The sequence below is a fragment of the Helicobacter apodemus genome (assembly GCF_000765745.2).
Classification (GTDB): Bacteria; Campylobacterota; Campylobacteria; order Campylobacterales; family Helicobacteraceae; genus Helicobacter_D; species Helicobacter_D apodemus.
In genome coordinates this window covers 1-15,194 of record NZ_JRPC02000030.1, presented here as the reverse complement: position 1 = coordinate 15,194, position 15,194 = coordinate 1, and the positions used below count along the sequence as shown (strand labels likewise).

At 33.6% G+C, this 15,194-nt stretch carries 19 protein-coding genes and 1 pseudogene; 19 read left to right on the top strand and 1 reads right to left on the bottom strand.

Annotated elements, in window-relative coordinates; all coding sequences use genetic code 11:
- The 13 genes and pseudogenes from LS72_RS09450 to LS72_RS09390 all read left to right on the top strand — a co-directional run.
- Nucleotides 1-1,007 (top strand): annotated as a pseudogene (locus LS72_RS09450) (hypothetical protein); the annotation flags it as partial.
- 85 nt (nt 1,008-1,092) lie between these two features.
- Complete coding sequence (locus tag LS72_RS09445) at nt 1,093-1,644, top strand: DNA cytosine methyltransferase (protein ID WP_034554245.1); 552 nt, start codon at nt 1,093-1,095, stop codon at nt 1,642-1,644.
- A 38-nt stretch (nt 1,645-1,682) separates the two neighbouring features.
- Nucleotides 1,683-2,522, top strand: coding sequence for a DNA adenine methylase (locus LS72_RS09440; protein ID WP_034554243.1), 840 nt, complete (start codon nt 1,683-1,685; stop codon nt 2,520-2,522).
- A gap of 101 nt (nt 2,523-2,623) precedes the next feature.
- Nucleotides 2,624-2,965, top strand: coding sequence for a hypothetical protein (locus LS72_RS09435; protein WP_034554242.1), 342 nt, complete (start codon nt 2,624-2,626; stop codon nt 2,963-2,965).
- 26 nt (nt 2,966-2,991) lie between these two features.
- Nucleotides 2,992-3,768 (top strand): hypothetical protein, encoded by a 777-nt coding sequence (locus LS72_RS09430; protein WP_034554240.1) that lies wholly within the window; start codon nt 2,992-2,994, stop codon nt 3,766-3,768.
- A gap of 65 nt (nt 3,769-3,833) precedes the next feature.
- A complete protein-coding gene (locus LS72_RS09425) occupies nt 3,834-4,379 on the top strand; it encodes a hypothetical protein (protein ID WP_034554238.1) in 546 nt (181 codons plus the stop codon).
- Nucleotides 4,380-4,390: 11 nt separating this feature from the next.
- A complete protein-coding gene (locus tag LS72_RS09420) occupies nt 4,391-5,575 on the top strand; it encodes a major capsid protein (RefSeq protein WP_052087307.1) in 1,185 nt (394 codons plus the stop codon).
- Complete coding sequence (locus tag LS72_RS09415) at nt 5,575-5,931, top strand: hypothetical protein (RefSeq protein ID WP_034554237.1); 357 nt, start codon at nt 5,575-5,577, stop codon at nt 5,929-5,931. The genes LS72_RS09420 and LS72_RS09415 overlap by 1 nt, the downstream gene beginning before the upstream one ends.
- Nucleotides 5,932-5,953: 22 nt before the next feature.
- On the top strand, nt 5,954-6,850 hold the full coding sequence (locus LS72_RS09410; RefSeq protein ID WP_034554236.1) for a hypothetical protein: 897 nt from the start codon (nt 5,954-5,956) through the stop codon (nt 6,848-6,850).
- 10 nt (nt 6,851-6,860) lie between these two features.
- Nucleotides 6,861-7,448, top strand: a complete 588-nt coding sequence (locus LS72_RS09405; RefSeq protein WP_034554234.1) for a hypothetical protein — start codon at nt 6,861-6,863, stop codon at nt 7,446-7,448.
- A 1-nt stretch (nt 7,449) separates the two neighbouring features.
- Nucleotides 7,450-9,018, top strand: coding sequence for a terminase large subunit domain-containing protein (locus tag LS72_RS09400; protein WP_034554232.1), 1,569 nt, complete (start codon nt 7,450-7,452; stop codon nt 9,016-9,018).
- Between the two features lie 14 nt (nt 9,019-9,032).
- Nucleotides 9,033-10,115, top strand: coding sequence for a hypothetical protein (locus LS72_RS09395; protein WP_034554231.1), 1,083 nt, complete (start codon nt 9,033-9,035; stop codon nt 10,113-10,115).
- A gap of 10 nt (nt 10,116-10,125) precedes the next feature.
- Nucleotides 10,126-10,575, top strand: coding sequence for a thermonuclease family protein (locus LS72_RS09390; RefSeq protein ID WP_034554230.1), 450 nt, complete (start codon nt 10,126-10,128; stop codon nt 10,573-10,575).
- Between the two features lie 2 nt (nt 10,576-10,577).
- Here LS72_RS09390 and LS72_RS09385 read toward each other — a convergent pair whose 3' ends face one another.
- Complete coding sequence (locus LS72_RS09385; protein ID WP_034554228.1) at nt 10,578-11,168, bottom strand: helix-turn-helix domain-containing protein; 591 nt, start codon at nt 11,166-11,168, stop codon at nt 10,578-10,580.
- A 117-nt stretch (nt 11,169-11,285) separates the two neighbouring features.
- Here LS72_RS09385 and LS72_RS09380 point away from each other — a divergent pair, with 117 nt between their 5' ends.
- The 6 genes from LS72_RS09380 to LS72_RS09355 all read left to right on the top strand — a co-directional run.
- Nucleotides 11,286-12,176 (top strand): hypothetical protein, encoded by an 891-nt coding sequence (locus LS72_RS09380; RefSeq protein ID WP_138155289.1) that lies wholly within the window; start codon nt 11,286-11,288, stop codon nt 12,174-12,176.
- 10 nt (nt 12,177-12,186) lie between these two features.
- Entirely contained in the window at nt 12,187-13,473 is a 1,287-nt protein-coding gene (locus LS72_RS09375; RefSeq protein WP_052087371.1) for a coiled-coil domain-containing protein, read from the top strand.
- A 42-nt stretch (nt 13,474-13,515) separates the two neighbouring features.
- Nucleotides 13,516-14,136, top strand: a complete 621-nt coding sequence (locus tag LS72_RS09370; RefSeq protein ID WP_034555061.1) for a DUF4376 domain-containing protein — start codon at nt 13,516-13,518, stop codon at nt 14,134-14,136.
- Nucleotides 14,137-14,140: 4 nt separating this feature from the next.
- Nucleotides 14,141-14,596, top strand: a complete 456-nt coding sequence (locus LS72_RS09365) for a hypothetical protein (RefSeq protein WP_034555063.1) — start codon at nt 14,141-14,143, stop codon at nt 14,594-14,596.
- Nucleotides 14,597-14,989 carry a hypothetical protein gene (locus tag LS72_RS09360; protein WP_034555066.1) on the top strand — a complete coding sequence of 131 codons (393 nt, stop codon included), beginning with the start codon at nt 14,597-14,599 and terminating at the stop codon, nt 14,987-14,989.
- A gap of 10 nt (nt 14,990-14,999) precedes the next feature.
- Nucleotides 15,000-15,194 (top strand): glycoside hydrolase family protein (locus LS72_RS09355; RefSeq protein WP_138155288.1); only part of this gene is annotated, 195 nt, incomplete at its 3' end.

Genomic DNA, 15,194 nt, shown 5'->3' with positions numbered 1-15,194 from the left:
ACTCTAACCCCGCACAATTACCGAAACCCTTTAATGAGGAAATTATAACATTTTATAGCGATAGAAATCTTAAGAATAAAATGGAATTTAAAAATTATTGGGTAAGCGACTATTTCGCTAAAAAACACGCACAAGAAATTATAGATGCTATTCAAGTCCCCACTTATGAACCCCTAACCCTACCTCACTCACAAGAGCAAATAGATCTAGCGTTGCAAAAATATCACAGGGCTGTGGTATCAGAAAAGGACAAGCTTAAGAAACTTCCTCTTTTGTCTTGGAGTGAAGCTAAGAACTTACTCAAAGAGGATAAATCCTTATATGAAAAGTATAAAACATACAATCAGGGCAAAGAGGATGGATATGGGTTGCATTTAATGGCGGGAAAATTAAGGCAAGATAGAAACGCAAACGCTCAAGCACATAATGCAAAAATTGCGGCAGAAAATACAAAGATAGAACAAAAATACTCTCACTTATACGATGAGTATTTGGCAATGCTAAAAGAAAATCAATCCATTTTAGAACAACTTAACATTCAACAAGAGAAAAAGGAAATAGCCTTAGCATTACAACGATACGATGTTTTAACCAATATAACTAGTATGCTAGAGAAAGGATACACTAAAAAAGAAATTAATTATCTAATTAATAAAGCCATTAATAAACCTAGTGAGTTAGCCTATAATATTTTACTCAATTATGATACACCCCCTATAGGCAGAGGATATAATGGATACTCCATGAGCAATAATGCCATAGCCGCTTATGCAAATGGGATAAAACCCATTAGCAAATGGAACGCTCAAGATGCTAAGGAGTTTGGAGAAATAATAGGCGTTAAAGTGAAACTCAAAGACTTAAAAGAATTCCTTTTAGCCTATGGAGAAAAAGGATACCACCACACTAGCAGCCATTATAATAAAACAACATTTTATTCACTGGCAGAAGCCATGCAATATAAAAGCAGTCTTCTAAAATACTTCCCCTATGCAATCTTAGAATAGATTTAAAGCTTAAAACACCCATTTTTTAACCCTTTAATTCAAAACTTAATTTTTTTAATATTCTCCAAATTTAAAGGGAGAGTGAATGCAAAAAATCCACCATTTAGATTTGTTTAGTGGGATAGGCGGATTTGCATTGGGATTGCAAATGGCAGATAAGGATTTTTATCAAACTATTAGCTTTTGTGAAATTAATGCGTATTGTGCTGAAGTATTAGAGAAAAACTTTATTCTTATTGGTTATACCTATAATGAAGTGGAGAATGGGAGAATCTCTAGTTTAGATTATGGCATTGCTAAATATCCTTTGCACCAATGGCAATGGAATGAAAGAGAGGTTGAAAACTACTTAAAAGATAAAGGTATCGCTAATCCTCTTTATCAACACTTTGAGAGGACAGGTTGCTTTTGTTGTCCTAAGCAAAGCAAGAAGTCCTTATATACTCTTTACAGATTTTATCCTAAAGAATGGGAGAAATGTAAGGAATTAGAAGCAAAGGCTAAAGAGTTAGGTTGTTTAAATACAACCTTTAAACCTAATCTATCCTGTGTAGAATTAGAAGTGCAATTTAAAAGAAATCCCACAATGGATTTTACTTCAGCCTACACAGAGGATATGGTTTGTTTTTGCAAATAAGAATTTTAAAATGCTATTTCATTAACTAAAGGGTATTTATGTTTCATTTCAAGCCTCCGCTTCCTTTTATGGGAAGTAAAATTGCTATGCTAAAAAGAGTAAAAGAAGCTTTACATAGTATGGCTTTTACCCAAGCTATCAGAAAGGATACAATATTCTATGATGTTTTTGGTGGAAGTGGATTACTCTCACACTATATTAAGCAGTTATACCCACAAAATGAGGTTATTTGGAATGATTTTGATAATTTCAAAGAGCGATTAGATAATATAGAAAAAACAGAAAATTTAAGGTTTAGACTTCATAATCTTTGCAAGGATTATTCTACAAAAATAAAACTTCCACAAGAAATAATCGATAAAATTAAACAAATCCTAGAGCAAGAGCAGTATTTGGATTTAACCACATTAAGTTCTTATTTATGTTTTGCAGGGAATTATGCCATCACAAAAGAACAGCTATTTAATAACATTAAATATCATCGTATCCCTGCAAAACCCCTTAATGCAAAGGGATATTTAAGAGGGGTAATGCGAGTTAGCAAGGATTTTAAACAACTCTTAGAGGAAATACCACAAGAGGAAAAAGATAAGCAACAAGCCTTTTTGATTTTAGACCCTCCCTATTTACAAACCCAAAAAGGCAATTATAGAGACTTCTACACTCTAAAAGATTTTTGTTTGCTTGTAGAAAATATTTTTAAGCCTTATTTGTTTTTCTCATCTAAAAATAGCGATATTCTACCCTTTATTGATTTTTATAAAAAATACAATCCAGTATTTGAAGACTATAAGATAGATAAAGCCTCTCTAAAAATTGGTGGAGAGGATTATATGATATGTTCTAGCACACAAACAGGGCTTTTTGATAGCCTTTAGAGCTATAAAGGCTATTGCAATTTACACTTCCCTATGCTAGTTTTTTAACCCTTTATTTGAAAGTTAAAAAATTTTAGCATTCCATAAAAAAAGGAATACCAATGGTTATTTATTATGATTTAGTGGCTTTTAAATTTGTAGGCAAAGAGGATTATAGATTTAGGGATGAGAGAGGGCGTAATATTCTTTTAAAGAAAAACGATATTATTGTCTTAAAAGAGGGCATAAGGAGTAGGTATTTAGATTATAAAAAACACCTTTTTAAACGAGTTAGTGTTCCTCATATTATTAATGCACCACACAAACAAGCACAAGAGGAAAACGCATCACAAACACTGCCATCAGAGCAATCACAACAAGATTCGCAAACGCAGCAAACAACCCAAGAACAAAATCCAACAACACAAGAAAGTGAGCCAAATGCGGAGTCTTTGCAAGGCTAACAATAGGCTATTAAAAAGGTTATTTTATGTATATTGACGATTTTGCAACAAATTTAGAGAAAATCCAAAGAAGCGTTTTAAACTCTGAATTTTCTAAGCATTTACAAACTTATAATTTTGATACCCAAACCTTAAGTGAAATGTTAGTTTCTATTCTCCAAGAGGTTATGAAAACTGCTATAACCCTTAAAGAGATAGAATTAAAAGAAAGGGATTTAGCACTCAATGAGGAAAAAATTAGACAAGAGCTAGAGATTGCTAGTAGTGCTTCTAAGGTGAATAATAGCATTAATTTAGCCGAATGCGTAAAAGGCATTATCCAAGCTGAAAGTATGTTAAAAAGTGTGAATGATAATGCCCTTATTAATAAGGCTAATTGCTATGTAGGATTATTGAATGTTGTAGGTAATGCCGAGCAAACAGCAGCTATTGCCAATCATATCACAAAAGTATTAAGTGCTATAGATGCTATTTCGGTTAAGGACTTAAGACCTTATGAGACTCTAGCTCTATCTTTAAAAGATGAGATGAGCCAACAAATAGCCGATAATAATGAGGTTAAACAAGTTTCTATTTATTGCCCTAAGCTTACATTATTGCCTAAAGAGAGGGTAAGAATATTAGGAATTTCTACCTTTTCTAATAATGAAGTGAAGTTTGTAGTTGGAAATACTGAAATAATGGCTAGAACTTATGATTTTTATTCGGATATTGAGGGGAGTTTTGAAGTGAAGTTTGCCGCTAAGAATCATTTTAATGTATGGATTGAGGATAAGATTATTATTGAAGTTAGAGCTAATTAATTTTTAACCCTTTAATTCAAAAAAGGATTTTTGTAAAATACGCACATTTTATACAAGGAGTTTCAATGGAATTTGATACACAGCAAGAGGAAAAAGAGTTAGCAGGTATTAATACAGAGCTAGAACAAATACAAACTTCTTTAGAACAAGATTTTGTTAGCTATGCTTTAGCAAATACCACACCAGAGGATGAGGAATTATTCTTTGATAATCGTGAGCAGTTTTATAAGAAGCTTTTAAATATGCAAAATGCTTTTTTTGAGGAAAAAATTAGAAGCAAAGAAGCAAGAGCAGGAGAATTGCAAGAGAGTATTCAAAGCAAAAAAACATTAGGAGAAATAGAACAAGCCAAAGAGGAGTTTTTAAAGGCTAATCCTGATGCGAATATTCAAGAGATAATGGAGTTTTTCTTAGAGGATACAACCAATAAGCAAAAGCAAGAATTAGAATCTCTGCCACCTTTAGACTTTTTTAATAAAGTTTATGAGCTTTTTAAACAAAGCAAAGGGCAAGAGGATTCTAAAGAGGAGGAACTTCCCCCAAAACTAGAGGGAGTAAGTGGGAGTATCCAAGATGGAGGTGGGGATAATAATCCCTTAAATAGGTATTAAAAGGAGATATTATGCCAATGGATTTTAATAGAATTAATGTTGCAGGTTGGGAGAGTGATCCTAATGTAGCAATTGATATTGCAAAAGAGATAGAAAGAGTTAGTTGGGAAGAAAGTCCCTTTGAACCTTTAACAGGTCGGGGAGAGGATAGGGGAATAAAAGTGTTTGAAACACATAATACTGCCCCTTGTCGCCCTAGATTGCGTCCTAAGTTACAAGGTGCTGGAGTAGAGGGGAATGCGGATTTTGAGACAAATTTAGATAATTTTGAGATTTTAACCCAAACGATGTATCCTAAAGTTGTAGGAAATGCTATAAAAAGCGAAATTGCTTTTTATCAAAATATGAAAAATGTAGATTTTGCCAAAGAAGCCGCAGAGGGGTTAAAGACTTGGATTAGAGAGAAAAGGGATAGGAATATTATCACTGCCTTAAGCAATGATTTTACCAATGTAGTGGTTTGTGATTCCACTAAATCTTTCAAAGATACTTCTAGTTGCAAAAGCGTACAACAAGCTACAAGAAAGATTGTAAAAGGTGATGTTTTAAATGTTAATGCCATAAGACAAGCTATATTTATGGCAAGGACTGGAACAAAATATAATCAAAACAAAGCCTTTCCTATAAAACCTATTAGGACACAAATAAAAAGAGATGAGCAGATAGTCGCTCGGGTTTATAATTATGTGTTTTTAGTGGATAGCTATGGGGCTTCACAATTACGCAAAGACCCTGAATGGATTGAGTTGCAAAAAATGGATAAAAGAGGAGAACTCAATAATCTCTTTACAGGATTTTTAGGGGTTATTGATGGTTGTCCTGTTATAGAAATAGGCGTTTGGACTGATGTTTCAATAGGCTTATTAAATTCTGAAGTGAGTGATAATGCCTATTTGCAAAATATCAATAAGGCAAATTGCGCTAATCAAAACATTACGCCACCCTCTTATTATACTGATAACCAACCTTTATGTATAGGGGCTTTAATAGGGGCTTCTGCGATTGTTTTAGCAGGGAATCCTGAACCAAAATTTTATATTGGTAAGGATGATTTAGAAAGAAAAACCATTTGTGGCATTGATAGGGTTTTAAGTATTGCTAAGGGTAGATTTGTCTCTGATATAGATAGTCCTTTAAGCATTTATGATAATACCGATTATGCAACAATTGGATTATTTTATTCAAAGGAGAGTTAATGAAACAAAGAGTGCATAATTTATCTTATTTAGCAATAACTGCTATTGCATTAAAGGATTTAAGTGATAATGATGCGATTGCTTTTCCACAAGGGGCAGAGATTTTTAATGTTTCTTTGGAAGTAGAGGAAGCTGGAGATGTTGGATTAAATGCTAATTTAGGCATAGTAGGCAGTGAGGATTTATTTGCTAATGATATTGATTTATCCCAAAAAGCCCATCACACTTCAAGCGTGAAGCATACTTGCAAGGATAAAGGAGTGATTAAAATTACGCTCTCCAAACCTGCAACAAAGGGCAAGGTTGTAATAAGGGCTTTGTATTTTTTACCTAGCACCATTTTAGCCGAGTATTAAGAGGTGTTTTAAAGGAATGTAGATGGAGCTTTTTAGAAAAATTGAGGAATTAAATAATCTTTTTGTAAGAGCTAATAATATCTTAGAGGAAGCAAAAGGATATTTAAGCCAAGAAAAAGCTAATGAAGTTTTAGAGCATTCCTTTAAAGAATTAAAAGAGGAAACCTTGCAAGAGCTAAGTGCATTATGTGATTCTCTGCTAGAGACTAAGGCTGAAGCAATGCAAGGTCTTGTGAGTAACCAAACTTTAGAGCTTTTTAACCAAAACTTAGAATCTTTAGCCAATGTTGTAGCTTTAAGGGTTGATTTAAACAAGGTTGCAGAAAAAACCGCTAATGCATTAAAGGATGAAAATGATGCAAGATTAATAGAATTTTTGAATATGATTATAGATGGTGAGGAGTTTCAATCTATCCTATTAAAGCACAAACAAAAAATTCAACAAGGGACACAAGAATTCCTTAAAAGTCTTAATTCCATTAATATGCAATCCCACATCTATAATCATATTCAAGAATTTTTAGAGCAAAACAAAGAGCAAATTTTAAAATCCCAAGATTTAGGTTTTTTAAAAGAAACTATGCTAACAACACCGAGTTTAAGAGAATCTATAAGCTCTAATGCTAAAGCAGCTACTAAAGAATTAATAAACAAAGAGGATATAAAAGAAACACTTGTTGCAGTTTTAAGAGAGGATGCTATAAGGGTATTTGAAGAATCTACTTCTTTACAAGAATTGCAAGAGAGGAGATTTTTAAGCTCTTCTTTATTGCTTAATATGGCTTTACAAGGAGAGGTTAAAACTATTACGCAAACTTATCAAGTTTTATCGCATTTAAAATTAGAGCAAAAACGAAAAGAAGCCCTAGAGAAAATACAAAAAACAGATATTTTCTTTAAAACCTACCAAGTGCTTTAAAAGGTTAGCGGTGAAAGCTAAAACTGCCTTAAACCATCTTAGGAGTAAGCTAAGGGATATTGATATTAATAACGCAAGATTTTCTAATGCTGAACTCTTAAGTGCCTTAGAGAACTCTCAAAACAAGATTATCACTGAATTTGAAAATAATATTTGCCATTTTACTTTTAGAGACAATGAAAGGCTTATACTCCCCTTTGTATCTTTAGGCTTAATGAGTGCAAAACTTAATGGAAAAGCTCTTAAATATAAGCCTTTAACTACGATTTTACAAACTCCTAAAGGGCTTTATCTGTATTCCCTAAATCCTAGAGAATACAAGCTTACACAAGATTATAGCGGGGTATTAGAATTATTTGTCAATAGTGCAGAAGTCTTAGAGAGTGAGGAGGATGAGTTGTTTTTAGATAAAATGTTTTTAAATGCTCTCTTATACCAATCTTTAGCTTTTATACTGCAAATTCAAACCACTCCTAATAGTTTAAATAAGGTTGTATTCTTTGATGACCTTTACAAAAAAGAATGCGGCTTTTTACGCTCTCTTACAAATAAACAAAGGGAGAGAGGCACTATTCTAACGCCTTTTATTAAGGTCTAAAATGATAAATGGCTTTTCTAAAGAGGCAGTACAAAAAGAGCTGTATTTAAGAGAATATGCAAGGAGAGATTTTAAGACCTTTTTGTATCTTAAATGGGAGAGATACGACAAGAAAGCATATTATCATAATTGGCATTTTGAATATTTAAGCAAGGTCCTATCTTCTACACTTCCTAAATACTGCAAAGATAAAGGATTCCCGCTACTTAGGAGAATTATTTTAAATATGCCGCCCTCTTATGGCAAAACAGAGACTATTGCAAGAGCGTTTATAGCGTGGGCTTTAGGCATTGACCCAAGTAGGAAGTTTATGTATATTAGTTATTCTGATGAATTATGCAAACGCATTAGTAATGAAGTGAGGGATTTGCTTAAAAGCCCTTATTATAGGAGTATTTTTAAAAAAAATCCTTTGTTTTTGCAAGATAACTCCCAAGAATTTATTTTAAAACAAGGTGGGGGTTGCTTCTTTACCACACTTAAAAGTGCCATTACTGGATTTCACGCCCATAGTATTTTAATTGATGACCCTATTAAGGTTAGTGAGATGAATAGTAGAAGTGCAAGGGATGCGGTTAATAATAATTTTACAGGCTCGGTTTTATCCCGATTAAAAGATATGAACTCAAGCATTATTATTTTAATGCAAAGATTAGGGGATGAGGATTTATGCGGGTATTTACTCAATCCTAGAAACTTTAGTGAGGATGTTATTAAAGAGTGGAAAATACTCAAACTCCAAGCCATAAATGATAAAGAGGAGATTTATAAGATTAATGATTTTCTTTATAAAAGAAAGCCTAAAGAACCTTTGCTTATTGCAAGGCATAATTTACAGCAATTAGAGGTTTTAAGGCTACAAATGGGAGAGGATGAATTTTCTACCCAATACCAACAAGAGCCACAAGCAAGAGAGGCAGGGTATTTTGAAAAAGAATATTTTAAAACCATTCTTAGCTATGAATTAGGGGTGCATAATGAATATATCTTTGTAGATTCTGCCACTAGCCTAAATGCAAAAGCCGATAATAGAGCCATTGTTGTAATAGGGGTAGAGAGAAAAGGAGAATTAGAAAGTTATTGTGTGAAAGATTGCTTTTTTGGTATATGGCAAGAGGAGCAGACCATAGAGCATTTGATACAAGCCTTGCTAAAATACCCTAATAGCACTTGTTATATCGAAAAAGAGGGAGGGGGTGAGATACTCCATAGGCTTTTACTCAAAGAGATTATAAAAGTTAATGAGGAGTTAAAGCAAAAGAGTAAGGCGATTATTAAAAATGGTATTTTTGCCTTTAATGCTTCAAGAAAGATTTCTAAAGTGGATAAAATTAAGAGCATAAGGAGTTATTATAACACTGGATATTTAACCTTTCTAAAAGGGGCTAATGGCATAGAGCAGATACAAAAGGAGCTTTTGGGCTTTAATCCTGAAAAACCCTTTAGAAAAGATGATTGCATCGATGCCATAGCCACTTGTATAAATCATCCTGATGTAAAAGCTCCTTTTAAACAGGAAGTCTTACCTAAAGCGGGTAGATTTAGCCATAATGCAACTTGGAGAATCTAGGTTAGGGGGCATATATGGGTTTAGGGAGAGCATTTAAAAAAGTTGTTAAGAGCGTCTCTAGCATCGGCAAGAGCATATTTAAAATTCCTAAAAAAATAGGCAAAGAGGTTGTTAGACCTATAAAGAGATATTTAGATGAATGGAAAAGGGATAGGGATAGGTATTATGATGAGAAAATCGCACAATACCAACAAGTAAGCAACAAATATAAATTAGGGTTAAAATGGGAGGAATACCAACCCATAGCGTGGGAATATGCTACGCAAAGAGCAAAAAGTGAGCAAAATACAATACAAAGGGCTTTTTCATCGGGAAATGTGTTTAAAACCTTGCTTGTGATTACCCTTGCAGTGGTTGGTGTTTCTTTATCTTATATGACTTTTGGCACTTCTTTTGCAATTACAAGTGCAATCATTTCTTCTTTGCTTAGTTTTTCAAGTTATGCTTATAATTTACAGCTCAATGCTAAAATGCAATGGCTTTCTATAAATGCTAAAGCTACCTCTTCTAAAATCAATGCTCTAAAGGCTGCTAATAGTGCAAAAGAGCAAAAGGAAATGATTAGTGATATACTTATCTTTCAACCTTATGCAATGTTTGCTAATGGAAGTATTTATAACGATGGACTTGCAGGGAGTGAGAGCTACTCTCCCTCTGTGGCTTATGACCCCAGTAAAGGTATTTTAGGGACCTATAAAAAACACCCAATCGATGATTTTGTTTTAAATCGGGATTCTAAAATTCAAGCAGGAGGCAGCGGATTTATAACCAATATCTTAAATCCTGCTATTCCTCTTGCAAAATTTGAATTACCCCACCAATCCCAACAAGAAATATTAATGGATAATATGAAACAAGCTAATAAGCGAATTACAGAGGGGTTTTTAAAACTCAATGAATTGCATTTTAATATTTTAGGCACAGCAGGGAATGTGTATAATAGGATTAAAAAAGTGCAGGTGGATAAATACTGGAAAAAAATGTTAAGCGATGATTTTTTGCAAAAAAATAAAAATTACTCTTTAGGATTAAGGGCGGATTTTAATTTTTTACACAAAAAGCATTTTTTAAAAGAGCCTAATAAAAAGCATATATAAAGAGGAATTAATGTTGAAATTGTTATTACTTTTTGCCTTATTTTTTAGTGGATATACCCTAAGTGGCAATATTAGCAAGATAAGTGATGGGGATACGCTTAGCCTTAATGCAAAAGGAGAGCAGTATAAAATAAGACTTTTAGGCATTGATGCCCCAGAGCTAAAACAAAGCTTTGGTAAGCAATCTAGGAATCACCTACTCAAACTTTGTCCTATTAAAAGCAGGGCTAAAGTGTTCTTTAAAAAAAGAGATAAATATGGGAGAATCTTAGGCAAATTAGAATGTAAAAATGCTAAAGAAGTCAATAAACAAATGGTTTTAGAGGGTTTTGCGTGGGCTTATAGGGAATACTCTAAAGAGTTTGTCAAACAAGAGCAGAGGGCAAAGCAACTAAAAAAGGGATTATGGAGTGAGGAAAATCCTATTTATCCTCAAGATTTTAGAAAACAATTTCGCTAGAATTACCCTTGTTTTAGCATTTCTAATAATTCCTTATCACTTAATTCCTCTAAGCTTGTGTTACCTTCCTCTTTTAGCATAGGCTCTTTACCAAAGAGGGTATTTTGCATATCAATTAGCATTTTTTGATACTTCTCCGCACAAGCAATAATCATAGGGTCAGCTTTATGCTCTTGCCTTAGAGCTAACATTTTCATTAACTCATCTTTAGCAATAACTGCACTTAAAGCTAGATTTTTTTGAATAAAATTGCTTGTCATTGCATTAAGCAATAATTCCTCTGTGCTAGAATTAAGCATATTATTTAAAATCATTTCATCAATTTTATACGCCTCATCGCCTAAATTTGCCTTAATGTTTCTTTTAATATCCTCACTCTTTTTAGCCATCACGCTTCCAAACTCCCTCTGTATTAGCTCTCCTGCTAAATTCTTTTCACTTACCCCTTTAATCGCACTTCCTGCTTCCCATCCCTCTTTTGCAATCCAATCCATTAAGGTGCGATAACTTATATTAAATAGCTCTGCTACTGCTTTGGGACTTTGATTATGGGTTTGGTAGTAAATTTTAATCTCTTGCTTATTTTTTATCAAAATTACTCCTTTTTTGTCTAATTTTTACCAAAAAACGCCCTTTAATTAAAGGGTTAATTTTTAACCCTTTAATTGCAAATCACATTTTTTTATTATTGCAGCAAAAAAAGGTTAAAAATGGATGAGAATACAACCTTGCAAGATTCTTTAAATACTCCAGAGTTTATAAGGCAGATAGAACAAACCCTGCTTATCTCTCAAGAGGTGCATAATAGCTTTAATCAACTCATAGGTAAATATCAGGATGGCTTAATAGCAGGAGAGCAAACACGCAAAGAAGCCACAGATACGCTTATGCAAGTCTTGAAAATCAAACAAGAAATGTTAGAGAAAAAAGAAATGCTACTTAGCATTTTATCCCAAGCACAAGACAAAGATGCAGACCTTAGGGAGTTTGTCTTAGAAAATAAAGACCAAATCAATGCTACTTTAGAGAAAAATCAAGCCATTAAAGAATCTGTGGAATCTACTAAAGAGCAAATATTTTCTTCACAACAAAATGTAGAGGAAGTTTTACAATCCTTACAAGAGCGGAGAGATTTAATTGCCGACCTAACCCAACTTATAGAGGAGAATACTAGGTTAAAAACCCAAATTTTAGAGCAGATTAATACTAGAGTAGAAACTTCTAAAGTGGAGTTTAACGAGTATTTTAACACTTTAAAAGCACAGGTTGATTTAACCAGTTATGCCTTAAAAAGTGATGTTGATAGAATTAATACTATTATGCCCTCTATTGTAGAGCCTAGTGATGAACTAAAAGCATTAATGGCACTAAAAGACGGTATAGAAATAGACATTATGGAAAAGCAAAGCCAAAGGCTAAGGTTGCAACAGGAGTTACAAGAATTATTAATTTTACAACCAGAGCAAAGCACATCCACACAGCAAGAACAAGAGGTAGTCAATGAGGTAGAGCAAACAACTACGGCAACACAAGAACAATCTACCCAAGAGGAAAACACACAGGAAGCACAAACGCAAACACAAGAATCTTTAGAATCTTAAAGGAATAAAAATGACGGATACAGAAGCAGCAACACTACCAACCAGAGAAGTAGAACAACCACAGGAGAGTTTAGAAACACAAGAAACACAAGCACAAGATGAAGTAGAGGCAACACAGGCACAAGATGAAGTAGAGGCAACACAAGCACAAGATGAAGTAGAGGCAACACAAGCACAAGATGAAGTAGGGGCAACACAAGCACAAGATGAAGTAGGGGCAACACGAGTACAAGCAGAATCTACACTTACTCCTTTAGCCCTAAAGAAGCAGGAAATACAACAAAAAGAGGATGAAATAGCTCTTTTAGAGAACCAATTAACAGAACTAGATAATAGGATTGAGAGTCTAAGCAAAGAGGAGAGAGAACAAGCTTATACCCCTAAAAACCAGCAAGAATTAGTTAGGGCATTTTATGTCAATAAAAGCAATAATGATTTAAAAGAGCATATTTTAGAGATTATTGAGAGCATTAAGGCGTATTTGCCACCAGCTAAAATTTCTACAAAGGAAAAGCACCAGCAAATAGATAGTATAAAGCGGCAAATAAGTCAAAAACAAGAAGCTATAGATATAATAGATGAGGAAATAAGCGATGATAATCAGGAGAGCGATGCTTTAAGGGAGCAAAAGCAGGAATTATTAAGTGAATTAGAGGATTTAAATAATCAATTAGAAGTTTTAAAAGAGCAGCAATGCCAAATCCTAAGCCCTATTTTAGAAGCGGATTTAACCACTAAATGCTATGTAGATATGAAATTACAAAAACTCCTAACAACTCTACAACAGGCTAATAACCAAATCCAAGAAACACTTAATAATCATATAGAATTAGCAAATACCAAAGATAGTGCTAATGTTAAATTAAGTAGTAATCAAAGTATAAGTGGGGTTAAAAGTTTTCAGAGTATTAATGCTACTAGTGTAACTATTTCAGGAGTGGCTAATTTGCCTAATCCCCAATGTGTCAATAATCCAACAATTGATAATCACCTCACAAGAAAGGGGTATGTGGATTATGGCGGGGGGATGAGAAGCTTAGGTGATCAAGTTAATCCTAGAATTGATTTGCGTTTAGCCCAGCACTTCCACTTCACAATGACAGGCAGGGGTAATATTGGCGTGAGTAATTGGGGGGGATATGGAAAAAGCGGAACTATCACTATTTATAGAGCAGAGAATATAACAGGCTTTTTAGCCCCTTTTAGCTTCCGCATTCCCCAAAGTGGGTTTAGAGGCACTGAAACCTTTGCTTACTTTTGTGTTGCTTCTAATCATATCAAACTTTCAAGGGTTTAGGAATGCATTGCGATTTAAAAGTTAATAAATAAGGAGTGAAAAATGTTTTATGAATTAAAAACAGGAAATTTAAAACTTGATGATGTGTATTTAAAAGAGGTTACGCTAAACACAGAGGATGGAGAGGTAGTAGCACACGATACTTATTTTTTAAGTGCTTGTTATGATGAGCTGCTTAAAGAGCTTGGTTTTGCTAGAGTAGAGACAAGTGAGTTCCCAACTTATGATGATGATACTCAAGAGGTCGAGGAAGTTAAAGAGCTTGATGAAGTCAATAATATTTATAAAATCTCTTATAGGGTTGTTCCTAAGAGTTTAGAGAGTTTAAAAGAGCTAAAAGCAGAGGAGATTAATGCAAAAAGGGATGAAGCTATCAATAGTGGAGTGAGTTTTAAAGGCAAGGTATTCCAAAGTGCAGAGAGGGATAGAAACCTTTTAAGTGCAGCTATTAGTTTGTATAGTTTAAATAATAATCTCCCCCCTAATTTTGTCTGGATTGCAAAAGATAATACCCAAGTGCCTATGAATTTGCAAGAGTTAATAGAGCTAGGCTCTTTGATGGCAGAAAAAGTGAATGAGAATACGATTAAGGCAAGGAATTTAAAAAATAACATTAAAGCAGTAACTAGCACTCAAGAGCTAGAATTAATCGTATGGGAGTAATGAAATGGATGAGAGAGGTAATATTATTTTATTTTTAGGTAGCGGAGCTTTAACTATATTCTGGCAGTTAATTACTTATTTAGGCATTCCAACCCCTGAAGTTTATGCTCTTTTAGTGGTATTTGTTTTTAGTGGTTTTGCAGGATTTATAAAAACTATTGTCTTTAAAGAATGTTTAAAGAGTTTTATATGCTTTGATATTACAAGTAAAGGTTTAAGTCTCTTTATCCCTTTTATAGTCGCATTTGCCGCTAAGAGTATCCCACCTTTGTCTTTCTTTGTAGATTATTGTTTTAGCTTCTTGATATTAGGAGAGATTTTTACTTTCTTAATATATATACAATGTATCAAAACAAGAAATAAAGATATTAATCATATTGATATTTATAATTTAGGATTATCTAACTTAAAGGCTTTTATGATGAAATATTTAAAAGTTGATGATAAGAAAAGGGATTAAATGCTTATAGTAGGACCACAGCAAATACCAGCAGTTGTAAATGGAGTAACGCAGTATTTTAACAACACCTATTCTGTGCGTTTAAATGATGATGGCAGTGGGACAAACTTTATAACAATGCCTTTTGAATTAAGTAATAGAACCTTTATCATCGGAGGTAATGCTGGGCTTGATATTGCAAGAGTGCATAGAACGGGAGCTTTAAAATTTACCAATACCTCTGAAGTACATGTTTTTTATGCGCATAGAAGTTATTCGGCTAATAGGCAATTATCGCCTATTACCTTTCCTGTAGTGCCACAGAATAAAATCGCTTTGTTTGTTTATGGCACTTCTAGGAATGGTTGGGCTAAGGGTAGAGGATTTGCAAATATAACTTTTTATTGGAATTAAAGGAGAAAAAATGAAAGAGCAGGTTTTAGAGTTTATTGCACCCTTAACTGCAGAGTTTGAGGGGTTTAGAGCAAGTGTTTATAAATGCCCTGCGGGATATGATACCATAGGCTATGGGAGAAATATAGAATCTAATCCTTTAAGCGTAGAGGAAAACAAACTCCTAAAAGATGGCAAGGTCTCTAAAAGCGTAGCTATGCGTTGG

Coding starts and splice junctions, on each gene's coding strand:
- LS72_RS09445 (WP_034554245.1), top strand. CDS start 1,093: ATGCAAAAAATCCACCATTTAGATTTGTTTAGTGGGATAGGCGGATTT.
- LS72_RS09430 (WP_034554240.1), top strand. CDS start 2,992: ATGTATATTGACGATTTTGCAACAAATTTAGAGAAAATCCAAAGAAGC.
- LS72_RS09410 (WP_034554236.1), top strand. CDS start 5,954: ATGGAGCTTTTTAGAAAAATTGAGGAATTAAATAATCTTTTTGTAAGA.
- LS72_RS09415 (WP_034554237.1), top strand. CDS start 5,575: ATGAAACAAAGAGTGCATAATTTATCTTATTTAGCAATAACTGCTATT.
- LS72_RS09440 (WP_034554243.1), top strand. CDS start 1,683: ATGTTTCATTTCAAGCCTCCGCTTCCTTTTATGGGAAGTAAAATTGCT.
- LS72_RS09380 (WP_138155289.1), top strand. CDS start 11,286: ATGGATGAGAATACAACCTTGCAAGATTCTTTAAATACTCCAGAGTTT.
- LS72_RS09370 (WP_034555061.1), top strand. CDS start 13,516: ATGTTTTATGAATTAAAAACAGGAAATTTAAAACTTGATGATGTGTAT.
- LS72_RS09360 (WP_034555066.1), top strand. CDS start 14,597: ATGCTTATAGTAGGACCACAGCAAATACCAGCAGTTGTAAATGGAGTA.
- LS72_RS09390 (WP_034554230.1), top strand. CDS start 10,126: ATGTTGAAATTGTTATTACTTTTTGCCTTATTTTTTAGTGGATATACC.
- LS72_RS09375 (WP_052087371.1), top strand. CDS start 12,187: ATGACGGATACAGAAGCAGCAACACTACCAACCAGAGAAGTAGAACAA.
- LS72_RS09435 (WP_034554242.1), top strand. CDS start 2,624: ATGGTTATTTATTATGATTTAGTGGCTTTTAAATTTGTAGGCAAAGAG.
- LS72_RS09425 (WP_034554238.1), top strand. CDS start 3,834: ATGGAATTTGATACACAGCAAGAGGAAAAAGAGTTAGCAGGTATTAAT.
- LS72_RS09395 (WP_034554231.1), top strand. CDS start 9,033: ATGGGTTTAGGGAGAGCATTTAAAAAAGTTGTTAAGAGCGTCTCTAGC.
- LS72_RS09365 (WP_034555063.1), top strand. CDS start 14,141: ATGGATGAGAGAGGTAATATTATTTTATTTTTAGGTAGCGGAGCTTTA.
- LS72_RS09420 (WP_052087307.1), top strand. CDS start 4,391: ATGCCAATGGATTTTAATAGAATTAATGTTGCAGGTTGGGAGAGTGAT.
- LS72_RS09400 (WP_034554232.1), top strand. CDS start 7,450: ATGATAAATGGCTTTTCTAAAGAGGCAGTACAAAAAGAGCTGTATTTA.